This window comes from Pseudohongiella acticola, assembly GCF_001758195.1.
Lineage (GTDB): Bacteria > Pseudomonadota > Gammaproteobacteria > Pseudomonadales > Pseudohongiellaceae > Pseudohongiella > Pseudohongiella acticola.
This window is the reverse complement of the sequence record NZ_MASR01000003.1, coordinates 210,736-232,083: the sequence shown is the minus strand read 5'-3', so window position 1 is coordinate 232,083 and position 21,348 is coordinate 210,736. Positions and strand designations below refer to the sequence as shown.

General features: G+C 55.6%; 20 protein-coding genes. 3 read left to right on the top strand and 17 right to left on the bottom strand.

Features of this window, described 5'->3' with window-relative positions; genetic code table 11:
* Window positions 1-18: 18 nt before the first annotated feature.
* The 9 genes from panC to dksA form a co-directional block, all read right to left on the bottom strand.
* The gene (panC, locus tag PHACT_RS15270; protein WP_070119133.1) at window positions 19-873 is read right to left on the bottom strand and encodes a pantoate--beta-alanine ligase; all 855 of its coding nucleotides are present in this window, start codon (window positions 871-873) and stop codon (window positions 19-21) included.
* Between the two features lie 17 nt (window positions 874-890).
* Window positions 891-1,703, bottom strand: a complete 813-nt coding sequence (gene panB / locus PHACT_RS15265; RefSeq protein ID WP_070119132.1) for a 3-methyl-2-oxobutanoate hydroxymethyltransferase — start codon at window positions 1,701-1,703, stop codon at window positions 891-893.
* Between the two features lie 43 nt (window positions 1,704-1,746).
* The gene (locus PHACT_RS15260; RefSeq protein ID WP_070119131.1) at window positions 1,747-2,394 is read right to left on the bottom strand and encodes a deoxynucleoside kinase; all 648 of its coding nucleotides are present in this window, start codon (window positions 2,392-2,394) and stop codon (window positions 1,747-1,749) included.
* On the bottom strand, window positions 2,394-3,956 hold the full coding sequence (gene pcnB, locus PHACT_RS15255) for a polynucleotide adenylyltransferase PcnB (RefSeq protein ID WP_083264727.1): 1,563 nt from the start codon (window positions 3,954-3,956) through the stop codon (window positions 2,394-2,396). The genes PHACT_RS15260 and pcnB overlap by 1 nt, the downstream gene beginning before the upstream one ends.
* 542 nt (window positions 3,957-4,498) lie before the next feature.
* A complete protein-coding gene (locus PHACT_RS15250; protein ID WP_070119130.1) occupies window positions 4,499-5,890 on the bottom strand; it encodes a sigma-54-dependent transcriptional regulator in 1,392 nt (463 codons plus the stop codon).
* 36 nt (window positions 5,891-5,926) lie between these two features.
* Entirely contained in the window at window positions 5,927-8,854 is a 2,928-nt protein-coding gene (locus tag PHACT_RS15245) for a sensor histidine kinase (RefSeq protein ID WP_070119129.1), read from the bottom strand.
* On the bottom strand, window positions 8,844-9,020 hold the full coding sequence (locus PHACT_RS16395) for a hypothetical protein (RefSeq protein ID WP_169819495.1): 177 nt from the start codon (window positions 9,018-9,020) through the stop codon (window positions 8,844-8,846). The genes PHACT_RS15245 and PHACT_RS16395 overlap by 11 nt, the downstream gene beginning before the upstream one ends.
* 11 nt (window positions 9,021-9,031) lie before the next feature.
* The gene (gene gluQRS, locus PHACT_RS15240; protein ID WP_070119128.1) at window positions 9,032-9,931 is read right to left on the bottom strand and encodes a tRNA glutamyl-Q(34) synthetase GluQRS; all 900 of its coding nucleotides are present in this window, start codon (window positions 9,929-9,931) and stop codon (window positions 9,032-9,034) included.
* Between the two features lie 10 nt (window positions 9,932-9,941).
* On the bottom strand, window positions 9,942-10,388 hold the full coding sequence (gene dksA, locus PHACT_RS15235) for an RNA polymerase-binding protein DksA (RefSeq protein WP_070119127.1): 447 nt from the start codon (window positions 10,386-10,388) through the stop codon (window positions 9,942-9,944).
* 318 nt (window positions 10,389-10,706) lie between these two features.
* On the opposite strand from dksA, the gene PHACT_RS15230 reads away from it, so the two are divergent.
* The gene (locus tag PHACT_RS15230; protein ID WP_070119126.1) at window positions 10,707-11,903 is read left to right on the top strand and encodes an aminotransferase class I/II-fold pyridoxal phosphate-dependent enzyme; all 1,197 of its coding nucleotides are present in this window, start codon (window positions 10,707-10,709) and stop codon (window positions 11,901-11,903) included.
* A 19-nt stretch (window positions 11,904-11,922) separates the two neighbouring features.
* On the opposite strand, the gene PHACT_RS15225 is transcribed toward PHACT_RS15230, so the two are convergent.
* The 3 genes from PHACT_RS15225 to PHACT_RS15215 are packed head-to-tail and all read right to left on the bottom strand — an operon-like array spanning window position 11,923 to window position 14,945.
* A complete protein-coding gene (locus tag PHACT_RS15225; protein ID WP_070119125.1) occupies window positions 11,923-12,267 on the bottom strand; it encodes a Rieske (2Fe-2S) protein in 345 nt (114 codons plus the stop codon).
* A gap of 24 nt (window positions 12,268-12,291) precedes the next feature.
* Window positions 12,292-13,530: a cystathionine gamma-synthase family protein gene (locus PHACT_RS15220; protein ID WP_070119124.1), complete on the bottom strand. Its 1,239-nt coding sequence runs from the start codon at window positions 13,528-13,530 to the stop codon at window positions 12,292-12,294.
* 56 nt (window positions 13,531-13,586) lie between these two features.
* Window positions 13,587-14,945 (bottom strand): hypothetical protein, encoded by a 1,359-nt coding sequence (locus tag PHACT_RS15215; protein ID WP_070119123.1) that lies wholly within the window; start codon window positions 14,943-14,945, stop codon window positions 13,587-13,589.
* 205 nt (window positions 14,946-15,150) lie between these two features.
* Between PHACT_RS15215 and PHACT_RS15210 the strand changes: the two genes are divergently transcribed.
* Window positions 15,151-15,801 carry a hypothetical protein gene (locus tag PHACT_RS15210; protein WP_139141596.1) on the top strand — a complete coding sequence of 217 codons (651 nt, stop codon included), beginning with the start codon at window positions 15,151-15,153 and terminating at the stop codon, window positions 15,799-15,801.
* A 61-nt stretch (window positions 15,802-15,862) separates the two neighbouring features.
* On the opposite strand, the gene PHACT_RS15205 is transcribed toward PHACT_RS15210, so the two are convergent.
* Window positions 15,863-16,480 carry a hypothetical protein gene (locus PHACT_RS15205; protein ID WP_070119121.1) on the bottom strand — a complete coding sequence of 206 codons (618 nt, stop codon included), beginning with the start codon at window positions 16,478-16,480 and terminating at the stop codon, window positions 15,863-15,865.
* Between the two features lie 160 nt (window positions 16,481-16,640).
* On the opposite strand from PHACT_RS15205, the gene apbC reads away from it, so the two are divergent.
* Window positions 16,641-17,462 carry an iron-sulfur cluster carrier protein ApbC gene (gene apbC, locus PHACT_RS15200; RefSeq protein ID WP_070119120.1) on the top strand — a complete coding sequence of 274 codons (822 nt, stop codon included), beginning with the start codon at window positions 16,641-16,643 and terminating at the stop codon, window positions 17,460-17,462.
* Between the two features lie 2 nt (window positions 17,463-17,464).
* Here apbC and PHACT_RS15195 read toward each other — a convergent pair whose 3' ends face one another.
* From PHACT_RS15195 to PHACT_RS15180, 4 genes are all read right to left on the bottom strand, one after another.
* A complete protein-coding gene (locus tag PHACT_RS15195; protein WP_070119119.1) occupies window positions 17,465-19,138 on the bottom strand; it encodes a sodium:solute symporter family protein in 1,674 nt (557 codons plus the stop codon).
* Window positions 19,135-19,431: a DUF4212 domain-containing protein gene (locus PHACT_RS15190; protein WP_070119118.1), complete on the bottom strand. Its 297-nt coding sequence runs from the start codon at window positions 19,429-19,431 to the stop codon at window positions 19,135-19,137. The genes PHACT_RS15195 and PHACT_RS15190 overlap by 4 nt, the downstream gene beginning before the upstream one ends.
* An 87-nt stretch (window positions 19,432-19,518) precedes the next feature.
* Window positions 19,519-20,571 carry a phosphotransferase family protein gene (locus PHACT_RS15185; protein WP_070119117.1) on the bottom strand — a complete coding sequence of 351 codons (1,053 nt, stop codon included), beginning with the start codon at window positions 20,569-20,571 and terminating at the stop codon, window positions 19,519-19,521.
* A gap of 68 nt (window positions 20,572-20,639) precedes the next feature.
* Window positions 20,640-21,335 (bottom strand): histidine phosphatase family protein, encoded by a 696-nt coding sequence (locus tag PHACT_RS15180; RefSeq protein ID WP_070119116.1) that lies wholly within the window; start codon window positions 21,333-21,335, stop codon window positions 20,640-20,642.
* Window positions 21,336-21,348: the final 13 nt, after the last annotated feature.

Genomic DNA, 21,348 nt, shown 5'->3' with positions numbered 1-21,348 from the left:
CTTATTATTAGGCCCTGTTTACGCCGTCAGGGTGACTTCAATATTATCGATCAATCGGGTCTTGCCGACGAATCCGGCCGCCAGTATCACCAGCCGCTTATTAGCAGCCGTTGCTGGAGCCAGCGTGTCAGCCTGGCAGATGTTGAAATAGTCGGGCTGAATACCGTTTGCCAGTAAAGTCTGCGCGGCTTCCTGTTCCAGCGTGCGATAGTTGTGTTCACCCTGACTGATGCGCTGCGCAGTCAGGGTCAGGGTCTGGTTCAACGACAGCGCTGTCTGTTTCTCGGTACTGCTCAGGTAGCCATTGCGCGAACTGAGGGCGAGTCCATCGGCGTCACGCTCGGTAGCAACGCCAACAATATCTATGTCAAAACACAGGTCCGCTGTGACTTTGCGGATAACCTGAAACTGCTGGTAGTCCTTGAGGCCAAAAACGGCAATGTCCGGCGCTACGATGTTAAACAGCTTGCTGACAACCGTAGCGACGCCGTCAAAATGCCCGGGACGGCTGGCGCCGCAGTGGCGCTCTGAAATGCCGGGCACCTGCACCGTCGTGTGCTGTGCCAGCCCATTAGGATAAATGTCGCTGACCGGCGGTGCAAACAGGCAGTGGCAACCTGCCGTCTGCAGCTTTTCGATGTCGGCATCCGGTGTGTGCGGGTAACTGTCGAGGTCTTCATTCTGGCCGAACTGCATGGGATTGACAAAGATGGTACTGACCACAAAGTCGGCACGTGTCAGCGCTGCTGTTACCAGTTTGATATGGCCCGAGTGCAGATTACCCATGGTGGGCACAACCGCAATCCGTTGACCGCTGCGACGCACGTCGGCGAGCAGCGAGCGCAGTTCTTTGGCATGGTGAGTGATCTGCATTTCAGTGCCCCGGTGTGTCAGTCAAAACTGTGTTCGGCTGCCGGAAATGTGCCGCCCTTGACGGCATCGGTATAGGCCTTGATGGCGCCGGCAATGCCGCTGTCTGATTCGGCCAGGAAGTTTTTCACAAATTTGGGTCGAATGGGGGAGATGCCCAGCAGGTCGTGCAGTACCAGAACCTGGCCTGTGGTATCGGCGCCGGCGCCTATGCCGATGACCGGAATGTCCAGGGTCTCGGTGATACGCCTGGCCAGTGCCGCAGGCACACATTCGAGTAGCAGAATACTGGCACCGGCCTCCTGCAGTTGCAGTGCTTCGTTGACCATGTTTTCCGCCTGAATCGGGTCGCGGCCCTGAACCAGATAACCACCAATGCGGTTGATAGACTGTGGTGTCAATCCCATATGGACACACACCGGGATGCCTCGCTCTGCCAGTAACTGGGTGGAGCTGGCCAGCCAGGCGCCACCTTCCAGTTTCACCATCTCGGCACCGGCACGCATAAGCGCGGCTGCATTCTCCAGTGTCTCGGTTTCCGAGGAGTAACTCATGAAAGGCATGTCGGCCATCAGGAACGCGGTGCTGTTGCCGCGTTTGACACACTGCACATGGTAGACCATGTCGGCCATGGTGACGGGCAGGGTGTTGTCATGGCCCTGCAGCACCATGCCCAGTGAATCACCGACCAGAATGACCTCGACGCCGGCATCATTGAGCAGGCCTGCGAAACAGGCGTCGTAGGCAGTCAGGCAGGCAAATTTTCGCCCGTCAGCACGGATCCTGTTGAGTGTGCTCAGCGTGATATGTTTTTGTGCGGATTGTGAACTCATGTAAAGCCGCCTCCCGAATGTCAGCTTAGCGTGACCGTTGTTGTCACAGCAAGGTCGGTTTGGGGTTGAAGTAATGCACGCCCTGGGGGGCTGTCATGATCTGATTCACCAACTGCTGGTAGTCTTCATCATGTCTCACCAGGTCAAGTTCGGTGCTGTTGACGATGAGCAGCGGGGAGCGATCGTAGTAATGGAAGAACGTGGTATAGGCATCATTGAGCCGACTCAGGTAATCCGCTTCAATGGTCTGTTCGGCGGCGATACCACGCTTCTGAATACGTTGCAGCAGAATCTGGGTCGGGGCCTGCAGATAAATGACAAGCTCGGGCACCGGGGCGTCAATGGTCAGGTGCTGATAGACATTCTGATAGAGCTGGAATTCGTCCGGGTCCAGATTCTGGCGCGCAAACAGCATGTCCTTGTCGATCAGGAAGTCGGCGATACGGACCGGCTCGAACAGGTCATCCTGCTTGAGTTCCTGCAGTTGCTGCGCGCGCTGAAACAGGAAGAAAAGTTGCGTTGCCAGTGCGTGCTGTTTCGGATTGCGATAGAAGCGCTCCAGGAACGGATTGTCTTCGGGTTTTTCCAGCACGATGTCGTAGTTGAAAGTCTCTGCCAGGCGTTTGGCGAGGCTGGTCTTGCCGACACCAATGGGGCCTTCAACGGCAATATAGCGCGGTATGCGGGCCATCAGTCAGCGGACTCCGGTTTGCGTGGTTTGCGTCGACGCTTCTTGCGAGGCGACTTCGCAGGTTGTAATGCATCAATCATAACATGCTGTGCGTCCGCATCTACCTGCTGGAACTGTGTCCACCAGTCGCCCAGGCCGTTCAACTGTTCGCCGGCCGCTTCCCGGAGCAGCAGGAAGTCGTAGGCTGCGCGGAACCGGGGGTGAGTGTAGGCGATTTCGACACTGCGCCGGTTGCGTGGGCTCAGGCGTAACTGCAGTTCCCATATCTCTCGCATCATGGCGGTAAAGCGTTTTGGGATGGCTGTGAATTGCAGTTGTTCAACAATGACCTCACCTGCGCACTCCTGCAGCTGTCCCAGGGTCGGGACTTTGTCGCCACACATCTGTCGGATGTCGTACTGCAGCGGCGGCCACAACAGGGCAGCGTATAAAAATGCCGGTGTCACTGATTTGCCTTCAGCCAGTCGATTGTCGGTATTGCGTAACGCCAGCGTCAGCAATTTACTGTCAACATCGTTGTCATCCTGCAGGCATTCCAGCGTGGGCTGAAACAGATAGTCGGCGACTTTGTAGTGTCGCAACAGGGCAAACGTTTTCTCCGCGCTGCCGTTGGTAAACAGTTTGACGGTTTCATCAAACAGGCGGGCTGAGGAAATTGAATCCAGCAGTGTAGCGAGCCGCGGAATGGGTTCTTCGGTGTTTTTCTCAATGCCAAAATTGAGTTTGGCCGCCAGTCTGATGGCGCGCAGAATACGAACCGGGTCTTCCCGATAACGGGTTTCCGGATCACCGATCATGCGAATCAGACGCTGTTCAATATCGGGCAGGCCGTTCACAAAATCCAGAATCATGAAGTGGTTGGTGGTGTAGTACAGCGCATTGACCGTAAAGTCGCGGCGAACTGCATCTTCGGCAATATTGCCGTACACGTTGTCACGCAGAATCATGCCGGTGCTGGAATGTGCGGAATCCAGGTGTTTGATGTGTTTGCGTGATTCACCTTCAGACACTTCGGTTTCGATTTCGTGGTGCGCGCGAAAGGTTGTTACTTCGATGATTTCACGGCCAAAACGAACGTGAACGATCTTGAAGCGCCGACCGATAACACGGGAGTTGCGAAACAGTTCCCTGACTTCTTCCGGAGTGGCATTGGTCGATATATCAAAATCCTTGGGGTGTCCGCCCAGCAGGATGTCACGAACGCCGCCCCCGACCAGAAATGCCTGAAAACCGGCATCATTGAGTCGATACAGCACCTTTAATGCGCTGGGAGAAATCTCCTTGCGCGAGATGTTGTGTTGTTCGCGAGGCACGACTGTGACCTTGTCGACGTCGATATTGAGGTCAAGTTGACGCAGGTCATCACGGGGGTTGGAGGATTGCTGGTGGCGATCCGGCTTTCTGGCTGATTGCCTGGAGGAGGCGCTTTTTTTGTTTTTTTTGTTTGCTGCTTGTTTGGTCCCGCGTGCGTCGACAGATCTGGCCGGTGCTGAAGATCTTGTGGGCTCAGCGTCATCCGGGGTGGTGTTGCCAAAGAGCAGTCGGGTAAGCTTTTTTAACATCAGATATGTTGTATCCGTTCACATAGCAATCGGCACCGTTGTCAGGTCGACAAAGGCATAAGATCTAATAATACACTGAAGTGCTAGCGCTTTGCAGGGAATTGCAGAGATTTGCAGGGAGAAATGCTCTGGGGGGTGACTCGACCCCCCCGCAAGGAAGGTATTTGATTATTTTTATTATTGTTTCTTTTTGTTCTTGTTCAGGGAGCACCAAATTTGATGCGTGAGTTATAAAAACAGTACCGGTAGCCGTCAGCAAGATGCTGATTCATGTCTACTTGCCCATTTTGATTATTGTTATTGTTTAGTTGCACCTATTTTGATGCGATTTTTATTGTTATCGAGCGTTATTTTTATTGTCTATTTTTATTGTTATTCCTTACCCTAGAGCAGGAAGCGTGCCAGAAATATAATTTGCATATAAAACAATTGGTTATGTTTTTTGGGCGGTGGGCAATGTGACCGGGATCACACAAAGTGTTACTAAATCTCTCTTGCCTTGTGTGTAGATGGGTATCGGTAACAGTTTTGGGGTGAGGGTGTCAGGCCTGTTTCTTCTTGCGTGGCAGGCCAAAGCGCTGGCGCCGCTCCCACAGGCATTTGCGGCTTATGCCCAGCTTCTTTGCCAGCTGGGTCTCATTCATCTGGTCTTGATGCTCGAGCACAAATTTCTGGAAATAGTCCTCCAGGGATAGCTCTTCCGCGGCATCACCATCATCTGCGTCGCCCGGGTTCTCCATGGAGCGTTCCAGCAGGGTCCTGATGGCCCGTTTGCTGCCGCTCAGGTCAATCGCCAGCAACTCGGTGCCTATATCCTCATCCTCCGCCAGCACGACTGCTCGCTCAATCGCGTTCTCCAGTTCTCGGACATTGCCGGGCCACGGATACGTGGCGATGGCCTGCGTGGCCTCCTCTGTGAAGCGCAGCATCGGTGACTTCAGGCGCCTGCAGGTGCGTGCCAGAATCGCGTCGGCCAGCTCCAGAATATCATTGCCACGCTCTTTCAGGGGAGGCAGCAGCAGCGCCATGACGTTGATTCGGTAATACAGGTCTTCACGGAAGTCGCCGTCAATGACCAGTTGTTTCAGGTCTCTGTGAGTTGCTACCACCAGGCGCACATCGACCTTGCGCGACTGCACGGAACCGACTTTGCGTATTTCGCTTTCCTGGAGCACGCGCAGCAGGCGCGCCTGTGCTTCCAGCGGGAGTTCGCCGATTTCGTCCAGGAATAGCGTGCTGCCGCTGGCCGCTTCCACCAGACCGGTGCGATTGGCAGTGGCGCCGGTAAACGCGCCTTTTTCGTGACCAAACAGCTCCGACTCAATCAGATTTTCAGGAATCGCGGCGCAATTGACCGAAATCATCTCGGACTCGTGTCTGTCACTGAGTTGATGAATGGCACGGGCGACAAGTTCTTTACCGGTACCCGACTCTCCATTGATGAGTACGGTTGAGTTGGTCATCGCCACTTTGCGAATGCGGCGGAACAATTCCATCATCTGCGGGCAGCTGCCAATCATGCCGGGGACCGGAGGCTCGGGTGGCGGCTCTAGCGACTTTGCAGCCGGCTGCCGGCTGGCGTTTTCCTCGATGATACGGGCAACCGCCTGCAGCATTTCTTCGTGTTCAAATGGCTTGGGTATATAGTCGACCGCCCCCATTTTCATGGAGTCGATGGCCGAGCGCAGGCTGGAGTAACTGGTCATGATGAGCACAGGAGTGCGAGTGGCCTGGATCAGGTCTGTGCCGGGTGCCCCGGGCAAGCGCAGGTCGCTGATGACAATATCAAATTGTTTGTCGCCCAGTTGCGCAATCGCCTCTTTCACGGAGCCTGCTTCGCTGACTTGATAGTCATGGCGTTCCAGCAACCGGCGCAATGCGGTGCGGATTACCTGCTCATCTTCTACAACCAGAACTTTGTGCTGTGCAGTCATGTGTGTACTCAATTACCGGCGACCGAAGTGGATAAGTCAGCCGTCACGTGTGTTTTCATCATAACAGGGAAAACTCAGGATTACTCGTGTTCCCGGGTAGTCCTGGCGCTCTGAAGCGGCCATTATATCAATATGACCATCAAGGTTTTCAACCAGACTGTAAACCAAGGCAAGCCCCAATCCGGTACCGTCTCCGGGCTCCTTGGTGGTGAAGAAAGGCTCAAAAACCCGGTCCCTGAGTTCATCAGGAATACCGGTGCCTTCGTCGCTGACGCTGACCTGAACAGAGGCTGCGATGCGTTCGCATTCAATGCCAATGGTGCTGCCCTGCGGGCTCGCATCGCGAGCATTGTTAATCAGATTAACCAGAATCTGCAACAGTTGTTGCGAGTCTCCCAGCAGACGGGCGTCGTCGGAACACTGGACGTCAAAGCGAATTTCTTTGCCTTTTTTGTTCAGCGAGACCAGCGTGATCGCCTCCTCGATGCATTCAGTGATGCTGACCACTTCCCGTCGCCGCTCTGTCTTGTTGTAACTGCCACTGTGGGCAAAATTGACCAGTGACTGCACAATTCGCGACGTTCTGTCAGTCTGCTCAATGATCTGTCGGGCCATGGTGCGTAACTCGTCATTCTGCGTCTCGTCACGGATATTCTGCGCCAGGCAGGCGATGCCGGTAATGGGATTGCCAATCTCATGAGCGACACCGGCTGCGAGTCGGCCAATAGACGCCAGGCGTTCACTGTGCGCCAGCTCTTCTTCCAGTAACTCGGTTTCAGTAAGGTCCTCCAATAGCACAATGACGCCATCCTGGCGGATGCGCCGGCTGGCAGATTTTTCAATGACCGCTTTGTGCAGGCTGATGTAACGTTTGTTGCCCTGAACATTGACTGATTGCTTGTGCAGGTGCGCCGATTCGGCACTGCGGAAGTTATTGATCAGGCTGAACCAGGGCTGGCCGATTTCGCTGATGTGCAGGCCAACAGCCTCGTCGCTGTTGAGGCCAGTGAGGGTTTCCATGGCATGGTTCCACATGACTATCTGGTCTTCTGGTCCGAGGGAGCAGACGCCCAATGGCAGCTCCATCAATATCTGGCGATGGTACCGTCGCAGATTGTCCAGATCGGAGGCCATACCCGACAGATTGCTGCGGTAAGCCTCAATGCGACCTTCGATGGTGGTGACGTCGGTGGTGCCGGGTTCGCTGTTGGACGAAAAGGGCAGGAAGCGATCAATCAGGTCATGCGCAATGGCCGGGCCCAGCAACCCTGACAGATTGGCTTCAAGGCGACTGCGCAGTAAGCGCAACGAATGCGGACGCGTGTCCTGTCGCTCCATGTTCAGGTCACGCAGCGCCTGCATGACTTCCCGCGTAGCTGTGCGTTCGCCCAATGGTTTGGTGAGCTGGCTGATAAATTCCTGCGGCGATGATGCGCGCAGGCCGGCACGTCGCTGGCGGCGCAGGTTGTCGACTGAACAGATGTCGGCGGAAATTCGTTCCTCTTTGGAGCTGCGTGTCATCACCGATACCAGCATGAACATAGCGACATTGCAGACCAGAGACAGAGCCACGATTTCGCGGGTGTTGAGGTCGCCCAGGGTGACAAAGTTGGTGCCGGTGATGACCGGCAGAACCAGAAACAGAAACCAGATGGCGGTGCCAAATGCCAAGCCTGCCATGAAACCTTTTTTGTTGCCGCGAGGCCAGTACAGCAATGCGATGATGGCGGGCAGGAACTGCAGGCTGCCGATCAGGCCGATATTGCTGACGGCGCGAATGCTCTGATTGTCGCTGGGCATGTAGTAAAACAGGAATCCGCCCCAGATCAGCGCGGTAATCAGCAGTCGCCGTTTCCACAGCAGCCAGCGATAAATGTCCTGTTTGGCGGTTGGTTGCCATACCGGCAGAATCAGATGGTTCAGGCACATTGTCGACAGTGCCAGGGTGATGACAATAATCAGGCCGCTGGCCGCGGACAGGCCGCCGACAAAACCAATCAGGGTAAACAGTTCCGAGCCATAATCCATGCCCAATGTTACCGTATAGTATTCCATCGGGTTGGCACTGCCGGCTTTGAGTCCGGCCCAGAGAATGGGTAACACCGGCAGGCTGAGCAACAGAAAGTATAGCGGCAGTCCCCAGCTGGCGATGGTGAGGGCGCGGGGGTGATTGTTTTCATGAAAGGTCATGTAGAACATTTGTGGCGTGGCAACAGCGGCGGTAAAAAATACCAGCACCATGACCTGAAACGTTCCCGGTGCAGCGGGTTCCTTTAAGCGTCGAAGCAGCTCTGGTTGTTCCCGAAGCCACTGATCCATAGCATCCATGCTGCCGAACCCGGTGTAGACGGCAAAGCCACCGACCAGCAGCAAAGCGATCAGTTTGACCAGTGACTCGAAGGCGATGGTCATGACCAGGCCTTCATGGCGCTCCCGACCGGAACCTTTGCCGGTGCCAAAGAAAATGGCGAACAGCGTGATCAGGATACAGAAGCTCAAAGCCAGCGTGGTTTGTGACGCATCAGGTGACAGCAGCCCAACAATATTGGCAACCGCTTCTATCTGCAAAGACAGCAGTGGCATCACGCCCATCATCATCACCAGCGTCGTCAGCGTGCCCGCCCAGGGACTGCGATAACGAAACGCGAGCAAGTCTGCCAGTGAACTCAGTTGATAGGTTTTGGTCAGGTTAAGAATGGGGCGCAGGAAAATGGGGGACAGCAGGAATGCCAGCGAGATCCCGATAAACGGTGCCAGGTAGCCGAAGCCATCGCGAAAGGCGTTGCCGGTAGCCGCAAAGTAGGACCAGACACTGGCAAACACGCCCAGAGACAACACATACACGATCGGGTGGCGGACAATTCTTTCAGGAATCCAGCCTTTTTCGGTAATAAACGCGATGCCAAACAGAATGACCAGATAGCCGATCCCGATGGCAAACAGGGTGCTGAGTTCAAAGCTCATCGACGTTCTGTTCCCGATAGGCCCATGCGGCCAGAGCAATGACGGCAAAGCAGATGACAAAGGGTCGATACCAGGCGCCATCGGCATTCAGTGCCCAGTCGACGCTAAGCAGAAACAGCAGGTAGGTAAATACCAGAAATATCAGCGTTGAGGGTGGAATATACATGGTGTCCGTCGTCAGCTGTACGAAGAATTGACAGGGATAGTAGCTAACTTGGGCACATGCTGTATATCCCAGTTTGTTATTGCCCACGCGACCAGTTCTGACGGAGGGGCGTTGCGCAGCCCGAGTGGAGGCTGTTGGTGCAGGAATGTCAGTGCCTGGTAAAGATAATCTGTCGCGCTGTCTCGCTGCAGGGGGCGGGCAAAGTGCTGCTTGCTGAGCTTCTGGCCACTCTGGTTGGTCGCGACCGGGATATGTGCGTAATCTGGCTGCTGATATCCCAGTGCCTGTTGCAGTGCCATTTGCCTGGGTGTTGAATCCAGCAGATCATGTCCGCGCAGGATATCGGTAATGCCCTGCCATTCATCATCCACCACCACGGCGAGCTGGTAAGCGATCAGGCCATCACGCCGACGCAAGACAAAATCGCCGCATTCGTGAATCAGGTCCTGCTGATAATGACCCTGAATGCGGTCGTCGAAGGTGTAGTTCTGTGCCGGTACTTTGAACCGGGTTGCGCTGTTGCCGGCCGGTGGGGATTGTCGGGTGCGGCAGAGATTGTCGTAAATGCCTCCCATTGCCCGGACTCGCTGCCGGGAGCAGTCGCAGGGGTAAGTCAGTCCGCGTTCTGACAGCTCGACCATGGCCGCCTCGTAGGCGTCAATACGCTGGCTTTGATACAGAACGGGTCCGTCCCAGGTAAGGGCAAGATCTTCCAGAATCCGTAAAATCTGATCGGCAGCGCCTTCAGGTTCACGGGCGGGATCCAGGTCTTCCATACGCAGCAGCCATTGACCGCCGCGTGAGCGGATATCGAGAAAGCTCGCCAGAGCGGCGAGCAGGGAACCAAAATGAAGAGCACCACTGGGTGATGGGGCGAACCGGCCGATGATGTGGTCGCTGGCGACTGTCATCTCAGGAAAATCAGGCGCCCCACTGCTTCTCGCGAATTTCGTCCAGGGTTTTGCAGTCGATGCACTTGTCTGCAGTCGGACGTGCTTCCAGACGACGGATGCCGATTTCGATGCCACAGGATTCACAGAATCCGTAGTCATCCTGAGCAATCTTTTCGATCGTAGAGTCGATCTTCTTGATCAGTTTGCGCTCACGGTCACGTGTTCGCAGCTCCAGACTGAATTCTTCTTCCTGGGTAGCGCGATCGGCCGGATCAGGGTAGTTGGCCGCGTCATCCTGCAAGTGATGCACAGTGCGGTCGACTTCTTCCATCAGCTGGTTGCGCCACTGACGCAGAATCATCTTGAAGTGTTCTCTCTGTGGCTCGTTCATGTACTCTTCTCCCTTCTTGACTTTATAGGGAGTGAAGTTCTTGAGAACGGACGCACTAACAGCAGGTGTTTCTTTCTTGGACATGGTGAACCAGGCCTCATACCCTCGCGGGTTTTCCAGAATTCTGACGCCTTATCCCCGGTGATCGCAAACCGGTAAAAGGATCCGGCGTGCGGGCCAGCGTGGCCAGAATTGTACTCTCAACAGTAGCGCGATCCTGCGCGCTTGCCAACAGAAACAGAGCCGAATCATGTGCAGCACGCTCCGGTGCAGACGGGTCTGAGACGGCAAGCGCAGTAAACTACCAGATTATTGGCGCCCAAGCTACAAAAAATGCTATGTTCGCCGCTCTTGAGATCGCTCACCGCTATTCGCGGCTATCGGGCATTATGCAGGGTTAATATGTCAGATTTCAGACCGGAGGCGGCCGACCGAAACCGTCTCATCAATCCCTTTCGTGTCATGGACGTGCTCGAGCGTGCCCGGCAGCTTGAGCAAAGCGGTGTGGATATTGTGCACCTTGAAGTCGGGGAGCCGGATTTTGCCACCGCACCACAGATTGTTGCGGCTGGAGTCAGGGCACTACAGCAGGGGCATACCGCCTATACACCGGCAGCGGGTCTGCCGGCTTTGCGCGAGCGGATTGCCCGATTCTATGCTGACCATCACGGCGTTGACGTAGACCCGTCCCGAATCCTGGTGACTCCCGGTGCCAGCGGCGCTCTGGTGCTGGCTGCCAACCTTCTGCTGAATGCCGGTGACACGGTGCTGATGCCGGATCCATCCTATCCCTGTAATCGCAATTATGTGCACCTGGTGGGCGGCAAGGCGGTGCTGATTCCGCCGGCGTCTCCGGGCCAGCCGGCACCTTCTTTAGCGCAGCTTGACCTGGCCTATAACCCGTCCGTTAAAGGGTTGTGGCTGGCCTCGCCCGCTAACCCGACTGGTGCCGTGATACCGCCGACGGAGGTGCAGGCATTGAGCGATTGGGCGGCAAAACACAGTGTGCATTTGTTGATGGATGAGATTTACCAGGGGCTGGATTACCCTGACAGTCCAGCTGATTCGTGCGCGCTGGGCAATCTGCCCACGGCGTTGCGCTGCCACCCGAATAATCTGCTGGTCAACAGCTTCTCCAAATACTTTGGTATGACTGGCTGGCGGGTTGGCTGGCTGGTGGTGCCACAGTCACTGGCTGCCCCTGCCAATGTGCTGGCGCAGAACCTGTTTATTGCTGCACCGACGCCAGCTCAACATGCAGCCTTGCGCGCCTTTGATGACGATGTGATTGAAGTGCTGGAGCAGCGTCGGGCCGCTTTTCGGCAGCGGCGTGACTTTCTCTGTGACGCACTGCGGTCGATGGGTTTTTCGCTGCCCTGGCAGGCGGACGGTGCATTTTATTGTTACGCCGGCATTGAGCGTTTTGCAGACGACAGTGAAGCGTTCTGTCGCATGTTGCTGGAGGAACACGGTGTTGCGGTAACTCCCGGTACTGATTTTGGTGCCCATAACGCTAACACTTACGTGCGTTTTGCGTTTACCAACGCCATGCCCCGGCTGGAGCTGGCAGCCGAGCGCCTGCAACGGGCCCTGTCCTGATTAACGCCGGAATGGTCAGTCAAATGCGCCCGAGCAGAGCGATGTCATTTTCATTGACCATGATAAAACCATTACCGTTTTCATGCGGAATGGTTTTCAACGACTTGCCTCGGCACGGGCCGGAAATGCACTGACCGTCTTCCACAACAAACAGTGCGCCATGGGTGGCGCACTGTATAAAGGTGCCATCCGGATCCATGAACTGATCTTCCAGCCACTCCAGCGGCGTGCCCAGGTGTGGGCAGTAGTTGTAGTAGACGTAAATGCGGTCATCCTTTTTAACCGCAAAAACATATTTGCCACTGACTTCGAAGCCCTTGGCGCGTCCTTCCTCTATATCGTGATGATGACACAGCGTGATCATGTCCGGGTCTGTCCTCTTTAAATGCTAACTGAGCGCCTGGCTGAAGTCCTGCAGCAGGTCATCGATGTCCTCTATGCCAACCGACAGGCGAATCATGTTATCGCTGACACCCATGGATGCCCGACGCTCTGCACCCATTTCATAATAAATCGTGTGCGCAACCGGTATCGCAAGCGTGCGAGTATCGCCGAGGTTGCTGGACGAGACCACACATTGCAGCCGGTTCAGGAAGTCGAAGCAATCGATATGGTCGGCCAGGTCAATGCTCATGATCGAGCCGTATTTTTTAAAAAGTGAGGTGGCTCTTTTGTGTTGTGGGTGATGTGGCAGACCAGGATAATAGACCTGCTTGATGGCCGGATTTTTTTCGCAGAACTCCGCCAGCGACTGGGCATTGTCGCAGGTACGGTCCATCCGCAGCGGCAGGGTTTCTGAGCCGATGGCGAGATGGTGTGCTGCCTCCGGGCCTAAGGTGGCGCCGAAGTCGCGCAGCCCTTTTTTTCGCACCTGCGTCGTACCCCAGAGCCTGACATCGCCATTGCGATAGTTATCAAAAATGTTGTCGTAACTGCTCCAGTCGAACAGGCCGGTGTCAGTGAGCATGCCGCCCAGGGCGTTGCCATGGCCGCCGATGGTTTTGGTCAGCGAATTGACAACAAAACTGGCACCGACGCTGACAGGCTGGAACAGCCAGGGCGACGTCATGGTATTGTCCACCAGGTAGATCAGCCCGTGCTGCTGGCACAGCTGGCCGATGCCCTCCAGATCGGCGACCTGAGTGACCGGGTTGGCTATGGTCTCGGTAAACACCAGGCGTGTGTTGTCCTGAATGGCGGCTGCCACGGCACTGGCGCTGGTGGTGTCAACAAAGCTGACTTCGATACCAAAATTTCGGAACGAATTGAACAGGCTGTTGGTATTACCGAACAGAAAGGCACTGGCAATCATATGGTCGCCGGCACGCAACAAGGCAAACAGGGTGGAGCCAATGGCTGCCATGCCAGTGGCAAAAGCGGTGCTGGTCAGGCCCTGTTCCATTTTTGTAATGCGTGCCTGCAGCGCGTTGACAGTGGGATTCTGCTGACGGCCGTAGCTGAAGCCGGCCATTTTGCCCTGGAATACTGCTGCCAGGTCGCGGGCGTCGTCGTACGTGTAGGCCACCGACGTATGGATGGGTTTATGCAGCACGCCATGTTCAGGTTTGTCGGCGCGGTCAGCATGCAGGTTGCGAGTGCTAAACCCTTGCTCTTTGTTTTTGCTCATTTTCTGTTGTTCCCTGATAGGCTGTTGCAGCGAGGCGTGAGGGCCTGTTCTGGCTGTTATGGTGTCCCCGCGTCCTGATTTGTGTCCGGACGTGTATAAAGTGGCAGGGCGCTGACTCTGGCCTCGATGGCTTGCAGCCTGTCCTGATACATCGGACTGTTACGGTCGCTGTAATGTTCAGCAAAGGCCTCTTCAGACATGCCATCACCGACACTGTCAGGCTCCGGCATATAGCCCGATTCGGCACGGGCATCTCGCAACCAGATTTGCAGCGCGCGCGCACTGGTTTCGCTTTCTGTAGCGGCCTCGCCGAGAGTCAGTCCCGCGACGTTGGCGGTCATGTCGCTGAAACTGAAACCGCTGGTGTAGCGCGCATCATACACTTCTTTACTGTTCGCCAGAACCTCGGCGATACCGACGCCAGCGGACGCTGTGATGGCTGCCGCGCTTACAAAGTGCCGGCCCAGATCGTGCCGCTGGTAAAGCGTGACACGCAGCGCCGGAGGGGCATACACGCTGTCATCAGGTATGCCGTCCAGTAATTCGCGAACACTGATGTCGTTAACATACAGCGACAGTGCCTGTAAAAGACTGCGATTCTCGGCAATGGCACTGCCGTTGGCTGAGCGTTCACCGGCGCGGGCAAACAGGTCGGGCATGAAGTTGTGCAGCGATACGGTGGAGCCTTCGGGTGCAGCCTGGCGCGCGATATCGCCAATAAAGGTGTAGTAGCCTAGCAGACGCTGACGGTCCTCATCGGTCATGAAAAATTGCCGTGCCTGTGCCCGTAACTGTTCGAGCACGGCGGGTTCCCATTGCAGCGTCAGGTGTAACCGATCATTGCTGAGGGCAACAGAACTGATGCCATGACGCAGCTCAGCCAACTCCTGGTTCACTGCACTGGCTGATTCGAGCCTGTCGCCGAGCATATTTTCGGCGCCACGCATGATTCGTCGCGGGATCGGTAGATAGCCCGCATGCAGGGACATAAGCCTTGCCCGTCCCTGATCCTGAGCAAACTGCGCGTGCAGGTTCAGGTAAACCGTGAAGGGCCCCAGGTGTTGCGGAATACTCATCCATGCCTGAGCCGTGTCATCGTCCAGGCTGAATCTCGTGGCAATGTCCCGCGTCTGTGGCACATTGGCCAGAACAAACGCTGTCAGTAGATTTAACTCGTCGGCATTCAGTTGTAATTGGCGTTCGCCTCGACTGCGAAACTGCTCCGGACTGTTGTCGACGATCAGTTGTTCTATGTTGCGTATATCGCTGCTGCTGAGAGCACCCGGGTGTGGGACGCTGGGGCTCAGGCTAAGCGCACTGAGTACCAGCAACACACCTGCCAGCAGCAACACTGACAGCAAGCGCCAGATGTGTCGCCGCCGTGTGCGAGGTTGCCGGGTACTGGGTGCGGTCATAGTGCAGGGCCTGGGGGTTTGCCGGAGCGTAGGATTCAATATTGAGTCACAATTATAAAGTAATTGCGTATGAATTTTCAGTGCCGTCATCGGTTAGGGTCAGTAAATCAATGGTTTTTGGCTGATTCGTTGTGTGGCACTGGTCAGCGTGACCTCAGTCATTATAAAGTACACGCTGGATTCGATGTATTTGAAGGGTATGCTAATGAATAACTCCTTACATAGACCATTGCGCCTGGGCGGCTTCTTGCGACCACTGCGCCTGAGCGGCCTGGTGTTGCTGCTGGCGCTGTCTGCCTGCGCCGGGCAGCGCGCCGAACAGGAGGCTATGCAGGCCCAGCAGGAGGCTGCAGCGGCTGAAGCGGAGGCTCGTGCCATGGCCGCGCGGGCGCAACAGGCGCAGGAGGCCAGACTGGCCGCTGAGCAGTCAGAGCGAGAGCTGCGAGCAGAGCTTGAGCGGGTAGAGAGAGAGCGTGCTGTGCAGGCAGAGGCCAGAGCCGAGGCGGAGCGTGAAGCGGCCGCCAGGGCGCGTCAGGCGGCAGCCCTGCAAAGTCAGCAGGAAGCTGCGGACCGGGCGCGCATGCTGAGCGAGCAAAATGAGAGAATTGCGGCGCTTGAACGCGAAGTAGTGGAAGCGGATGCCCGAATTCAGCGGCGCGAGCAGGCCAATGCCAAGCTTGCGGAAGCCATTACGGCGGCGGAAGAGCTCCTGCAGATGCTGGCCAGCGAGCAGCTTAAATATGAAAATGTTGATGCACAGGGGCAGACCGTAGAGCCGCTGCAGAAATCGTTGATCTCAGAGCTTGAGGCACGCAAGGACACATTGGTGCGTGAGGCCCGACAGCTGGGAAATTGACGGTCGCGAACGGGGCGTTGGCGGAGCCGCAGGCGCTTTTAGTTGTTGCCACAGGCGCTTTTCAGTCCAGCGGCAGGCGTTCGAAGTGGTACATCAGCCACTGATTCTGTGACTGTTCAGTGCCATCTTCAGGCGACGTCCACACGGTATGAACATTACGGACACACTGATAGATTCGGAAGGAGCGCGTGTTCTCGATAATCAGCCCGCGCACTGACGGGTTAAGCGTATAGTTGGAAATCTCCACCAGCTTCCAGTCGTCTTCCATGGTGCGATCAACGCAGTCATTGCCAGACAACAGGTCCTGATAAGGTAACTCGACCTCTGCCCACGCCTGTGCGGGCACCACCATGTCCAGTTGCAACTTCGCATCTGTCTGCTCACCGGTTTCGTCACGAAACAGGATGCTTTCCAGTCTGATGGCTGATTCGCTCTGGTTTTGTGCCACAACACGAAGCCCGGCGTTACTGTTAAGATGCCAGGCGGCCGAGTAGATCGCGTACTTGACCGGATTTTCAAAGCTTTCCTGGGCTGCCGCCAATGGATCGATGGATTGCGCCTGGACGCCCAGCGATGTGATCAAAGAGCCCAGTAATCCCAGCCCGGCCCAGCGGCAGGTTTTGGTTGCTGCGATAGCAGCCAGCCCTCTGAGAAGGTTTGGGAAACGATATTCAGACATGATGTGAGGATCCATTAATGCAGTCAGGCCTATCAGGCGCTTAATAGAACATGGAATACGGCCCGAGATCAAGTTTCAATCGTGCCGCCGCGGTGATGCCCGTGTGTCGCGGGCGGGTCTGTAATCAAGTCTTATGGTATATAGCAGGAGCCTTTTACGCGTGGATAATCTTTCTAAAATCAAGCACATAATTTGTATCGCATCGGGCAAGGGAGGTGTCGGGAAATCCACCACTGCCGTCAACCTGGCGGTGGCGCTGCAGCAGCAGGGGTTCCGTGTCGGTCTGCTGGATGCTGACATATACGGACCGAGTCAACCCACAATGCTGGGCGTGGCTTCAGGCACCCGGCCAGAAATTGTCGACAAAAAATACATGCGACCCATCCTGGCCTGTGGTCTGGAGACCAACTCCATGGGGTATCTGGTTGAGGGCAGCACCGCTATGGTCTGGCGTGCACCGATGATCGTGGGTGCCTTCAATCAGATGCTCAAGTTTACCCTGTGGTCAGAACTGGATTATCTGCTGATTGATATGCCTCCCGGCACCGGTGACATCCAGCTCAGCCTGTCACAATCGGTGAGTCTGACCGGCGCTGTGATTGTGACCACGCCACAGGATGTGGCGTTGCTGGACGCGCGCAAGGGTATCGAAATGTTTCGCAAAGTGGATGTGCCGTTGCTCGGTGTCGTGGAAAACATGGGAATCCATATCTGTTCCAATTGCGGACATGCTGAAGCGATTTTCGGTGAGGGCGGCGGTGAGCAACTGGCGCAGGACTACGGGGTCCATGTTATTGGCTCTCTGCCACTGGACCTGTCCATTCGCGAACATACCGATGCCGGCACACCCATCCTGGTGTCCCGGCCCGATGGCGACGTTGCCAGGGCTTACCATAAACTTGCTCAACGCCTGGTGGCTCAGGTTACAGAGATGGATGCGGCCAGGCAGACCGCACCAACTATCAGTGTCTCTGACGACTGATTTCAGTTCGGCAGGCGAATCTCCTCAACCATATCCTGTACCGCTTTTGGTGGTGCCGGATAGAAGCGGTTGACGGTCAATGCCACGACGGTATTGACCAGCGTGCCCAGTGTGCCGATGCCCTCTGGAGATATACCAAGCCACCAGTGCTCGGCATTGCTGCTCTCCGGAGAGATGAACTTGAAATACACGATGTACGCTGCGGTAAAGAAAAAGCCCGCCAGCATGCCGGAGATCGCGCCTTGCCGGTTCATGCGTCGATAAAATATGCCCAGCACGATGGCTGGAAAGAATGATGCAGCGGCAAGACCAAAGGCAAATGCCACGACTTCGGCAACAAAACCGGGCGGATTGATACCAAAATAACCCGCGATAAGAATGGCAACAAAGATGGCAAGGCGTGCATATAGCAGCTCCTGCTTTTCCGTGATGCCAGGCATCAGGCTACGCTTGAGCAGGTCATGGGATACCGCGGTCGAGATGACCAGCAGCAATCCGGCTGCGGTCGACAGCGCCGCCGCCAGTGCGCCGGCAGCCACCAGCGCCACCACCCAGTTGGGCAGGCCGGCAATCTCTGGATTTGCCAGCACCATGATGTCACGGTTAACGGTCAGTTCATTAACCCCGGGATCACCCGAGTATTGCACGATACCGTCCGCGTTGCGGTCATTGAATTCGATAAGCTGGGTTGTTTCCCAGGTGCCGAACCAACTGGGAAGCGCTTCATAACTGGCGTTGTTGACGGTGTTTAACAAATTGGTTTTGGCAAACGCTGCCACTGCCGGTGCCGTGGTATACAGAATGGCAATAAAAATCAGCGCATAAGCGGCCGATTTGCGCGCGTCACGTACACTGGGCACGGTGAAGAAACGGATGATGACGTGCGGCAGACCGGCAGTGCCAAACATCAGCGCTGCCGTGATAAAAAACACGTCCTGGGTCGGACGCAGGCCTTCCGTATACGCGGCAAAGCCCAGGTCTGTGCTCAGGTTGTCGAGCCTGTCCAGCAGGTAGCCGCCGCCGTATTCCGGCGTCAGCTCTGAGCCAAAACCAAGCTGTGGTATCGGGTTGCCGGTCATCATCAGAGAAATAAAGATAGCTGGCACCAGATAGGCGAAAATAAGCACGCAGTATTGCGCAACCTGCGTGTAGGTGATGCCCTTCATGCCGCCCATGACGGCGTAGAAAAACACGATGGTCATGCCGATAATGACACCGGTGGTGATATCCACTTCCAGGAAGCGGGAAAAGACGATGCCGGCGCCCTGCATCTGGCCGCAAACATAAACGAACGATACAGAAATGGCACAGAAAATGGCGACCAGGCGCGCGCTGTTTGAGTAATAACGATCACCAATGAAGTCGGGGACGGTAAATTTGCCGAACTTGCGCAGGTAGGGTGCCAGCAGCAGGGCCAGTAATACGTAACCGCCGGTCCAGCCCATCAGGTAAAAGGCACCGTCGCGACCGAGAAAGGAAATCAGTCCGGCCATGGAAATAAACGACGCCGCGGACATCCAGTCGGCCGCCGTTGCCATGCCATTGGCCAGTGGATGCACGCCGCCGCCAGCGACATAAAAATCATTGGTGGAGGCGGCGCGTGACCAGATGGCGATGCCGATATAAAGACTGAAGGAAAGAAAAACAAATATATAGGTCCAGATCTGAACACTCATGCCTGATCCTCCTGAGTGTCAGTCGTCTGACCGGATTTGTTTTTGTCACGCGTGTATCGCGCATCAAGTCGGTCCATCCACACCAGGTAAACAAGAATCAGGATAACAAAGACGTATATGGAGCCTTGCTGTGCGATCCAGAAGCCAAGTTTGAAACCGGCAAAGCGGAAGTTGTCGAGAAAGTCGGCGAGCAGGATGCCGCAGACAAATGAGATAAAAAACCAGACGCTCATCAGGATGGTTAAAATCCGGACGTTGGCTTTCCAGTACGCTCGTGCATGTTCGTCGCGCATGCCTTACCCTCGGTTTTTATTGATTTTTTTTGATGGTAGCACTAAACACCAGATGTGCATAGCAGGGGCGTGCAGGCCGTTAATCAACTAGTCTTCCAGTGTTGTTTTCAGGCCTTGTGCCGCCAGAGGAGCTACCAGACGGCCCATGCGAAGTGCCTTGTCGCTGGACGCATTGCCATCAAGTCCGCGCTTGTAGACACCCTGCAGAATCGCTGCCAGCCGGAAAAAGCTGAACGCCAGGTAGAACGTCCAGTGGGCCGGTTTATCGATGCCGCGTACGTCGCAATAGTGCGAAATAATGGCATTTTCGTCGGGAATGTTCAGCGCTGTCAGGTCTTCCCCATGTAATCCCTGCATTTCACCACTGCGCGGCAATCGCAGTGCCATGCAATAGTAAGCCAGATCGGCCATGGGGTGCCCCAGCGTAGCCAGCTCCCAGTCCAGTACGGCGCGAATTTTTGCCTCACCACGATAAAAAATAACGTTGTCCAGCCGGTAGTCACCATGAATGATGCTGCATTGGCCGTCATCCTCGGGCAGATGCTGCTGCAGCCATTGAATCAGGGCATCCATTTGTGGCAACTCCGATGTTGCCGACGCCTGGTATTGTTTGCTCCAACGTGACAATTGACGCTCGTAATAATTCCCCGGGCGTCCGAAATCGTCCAGGCCCAGCGCGTGATAATCGACCCGGTGCAGTCGGGCCAGCGACTCCACCAGCGCACGATAATAATCGTAGCGTTGGGCAACTGGCGTTGTTGGCAGACTGGGGTCCCACAGGATATCGCCGTCCTCATAACTCATCAGGTAGAACATGCTGCCGATGACATTGTCGTCTTCGCACAATGCGACCGCTGTCGGCACTGCCACATCGGTGTGCTGCAGGGCGCTGATCAGTCGGAACTCCCTGTCTACTGCATGTGCTGATGCCAGCAATTCACCTGCGGGTTTTCGTCTCAACACATATTTGTGAGTGCCGGTGTTGAGCAGAAAGCTGGGGTTGGATTGACCTGCAGCGAATTTTTCCAGATCAAAATGCCCGGTGTAGTCTGGCAGCGTTTGTTGCAGCCACTGGTGCAATGCCGAATGCTGCGCCGGCGTGAGGGAGGACTGATTGTTGTTTGAGGTTTCTGCTGACATGGTCGGGAAGTGCCTTTTTTTATTGGGTGAATTGGCCGGCCTGAATTCAGGAGTGGTTCTGGAGCGACTCAAGTGTAGCTTAGCGCATCCATACGTCCCGGTTGTTGCAGGTGTGCCAGTGCATTAAAACCTGCCAGCTGAAACCCGCGTTGATTGTAGAACAGATGATGAACGCCGGTATTGCGGGTTTGCATGTTGAGGTTGATCAATGTGTCTACGCCGCAATGCAGTACCTGGCTCAGCACCATGGCCATGGCGCCGCCGGAACTGACGGCAAGCACGGTTTCGTCCTGTTCGCGCGCGATCAGTTGTTGCAGGGCGTCATGGACGCGGTCGTGAAACTGGTCCCAGGTTTCCAGAGCCAGGTCGCCGGGTTCACTGTCAACTGCATGCAATTCGCCGCGTGACCAGGCAATCATGGCTTTACGCAGCATCTGAAAAAATTCGCGTCCGCCGTTGGCCGTGCCCGGCACAGGAATTTCACTGAACCGGCAATAAATTCTGGCCAGACCATGAAAATCAAATTCGTTAAAACCCTCGTCCACGTTCAGGGGCAGAGACTGAGCATTGCCGTCAAGTATGGCCTGCGCCGTTTGCTGCTGTCGTGAAAGACTGCCGGTGACAACCCGGTCGAATTGAATATTCAGAGCCCGGAAATGTTCGCCCAGCCACTGAGCCTGCTGGTAGCCCAGTGGTGACAGCTGATCATAATTGGCGGCGCCGAAGGAAGCCTGTCCGTGACGCACCAGATAAAGCTGACTCATGTAAAGTTTTCCA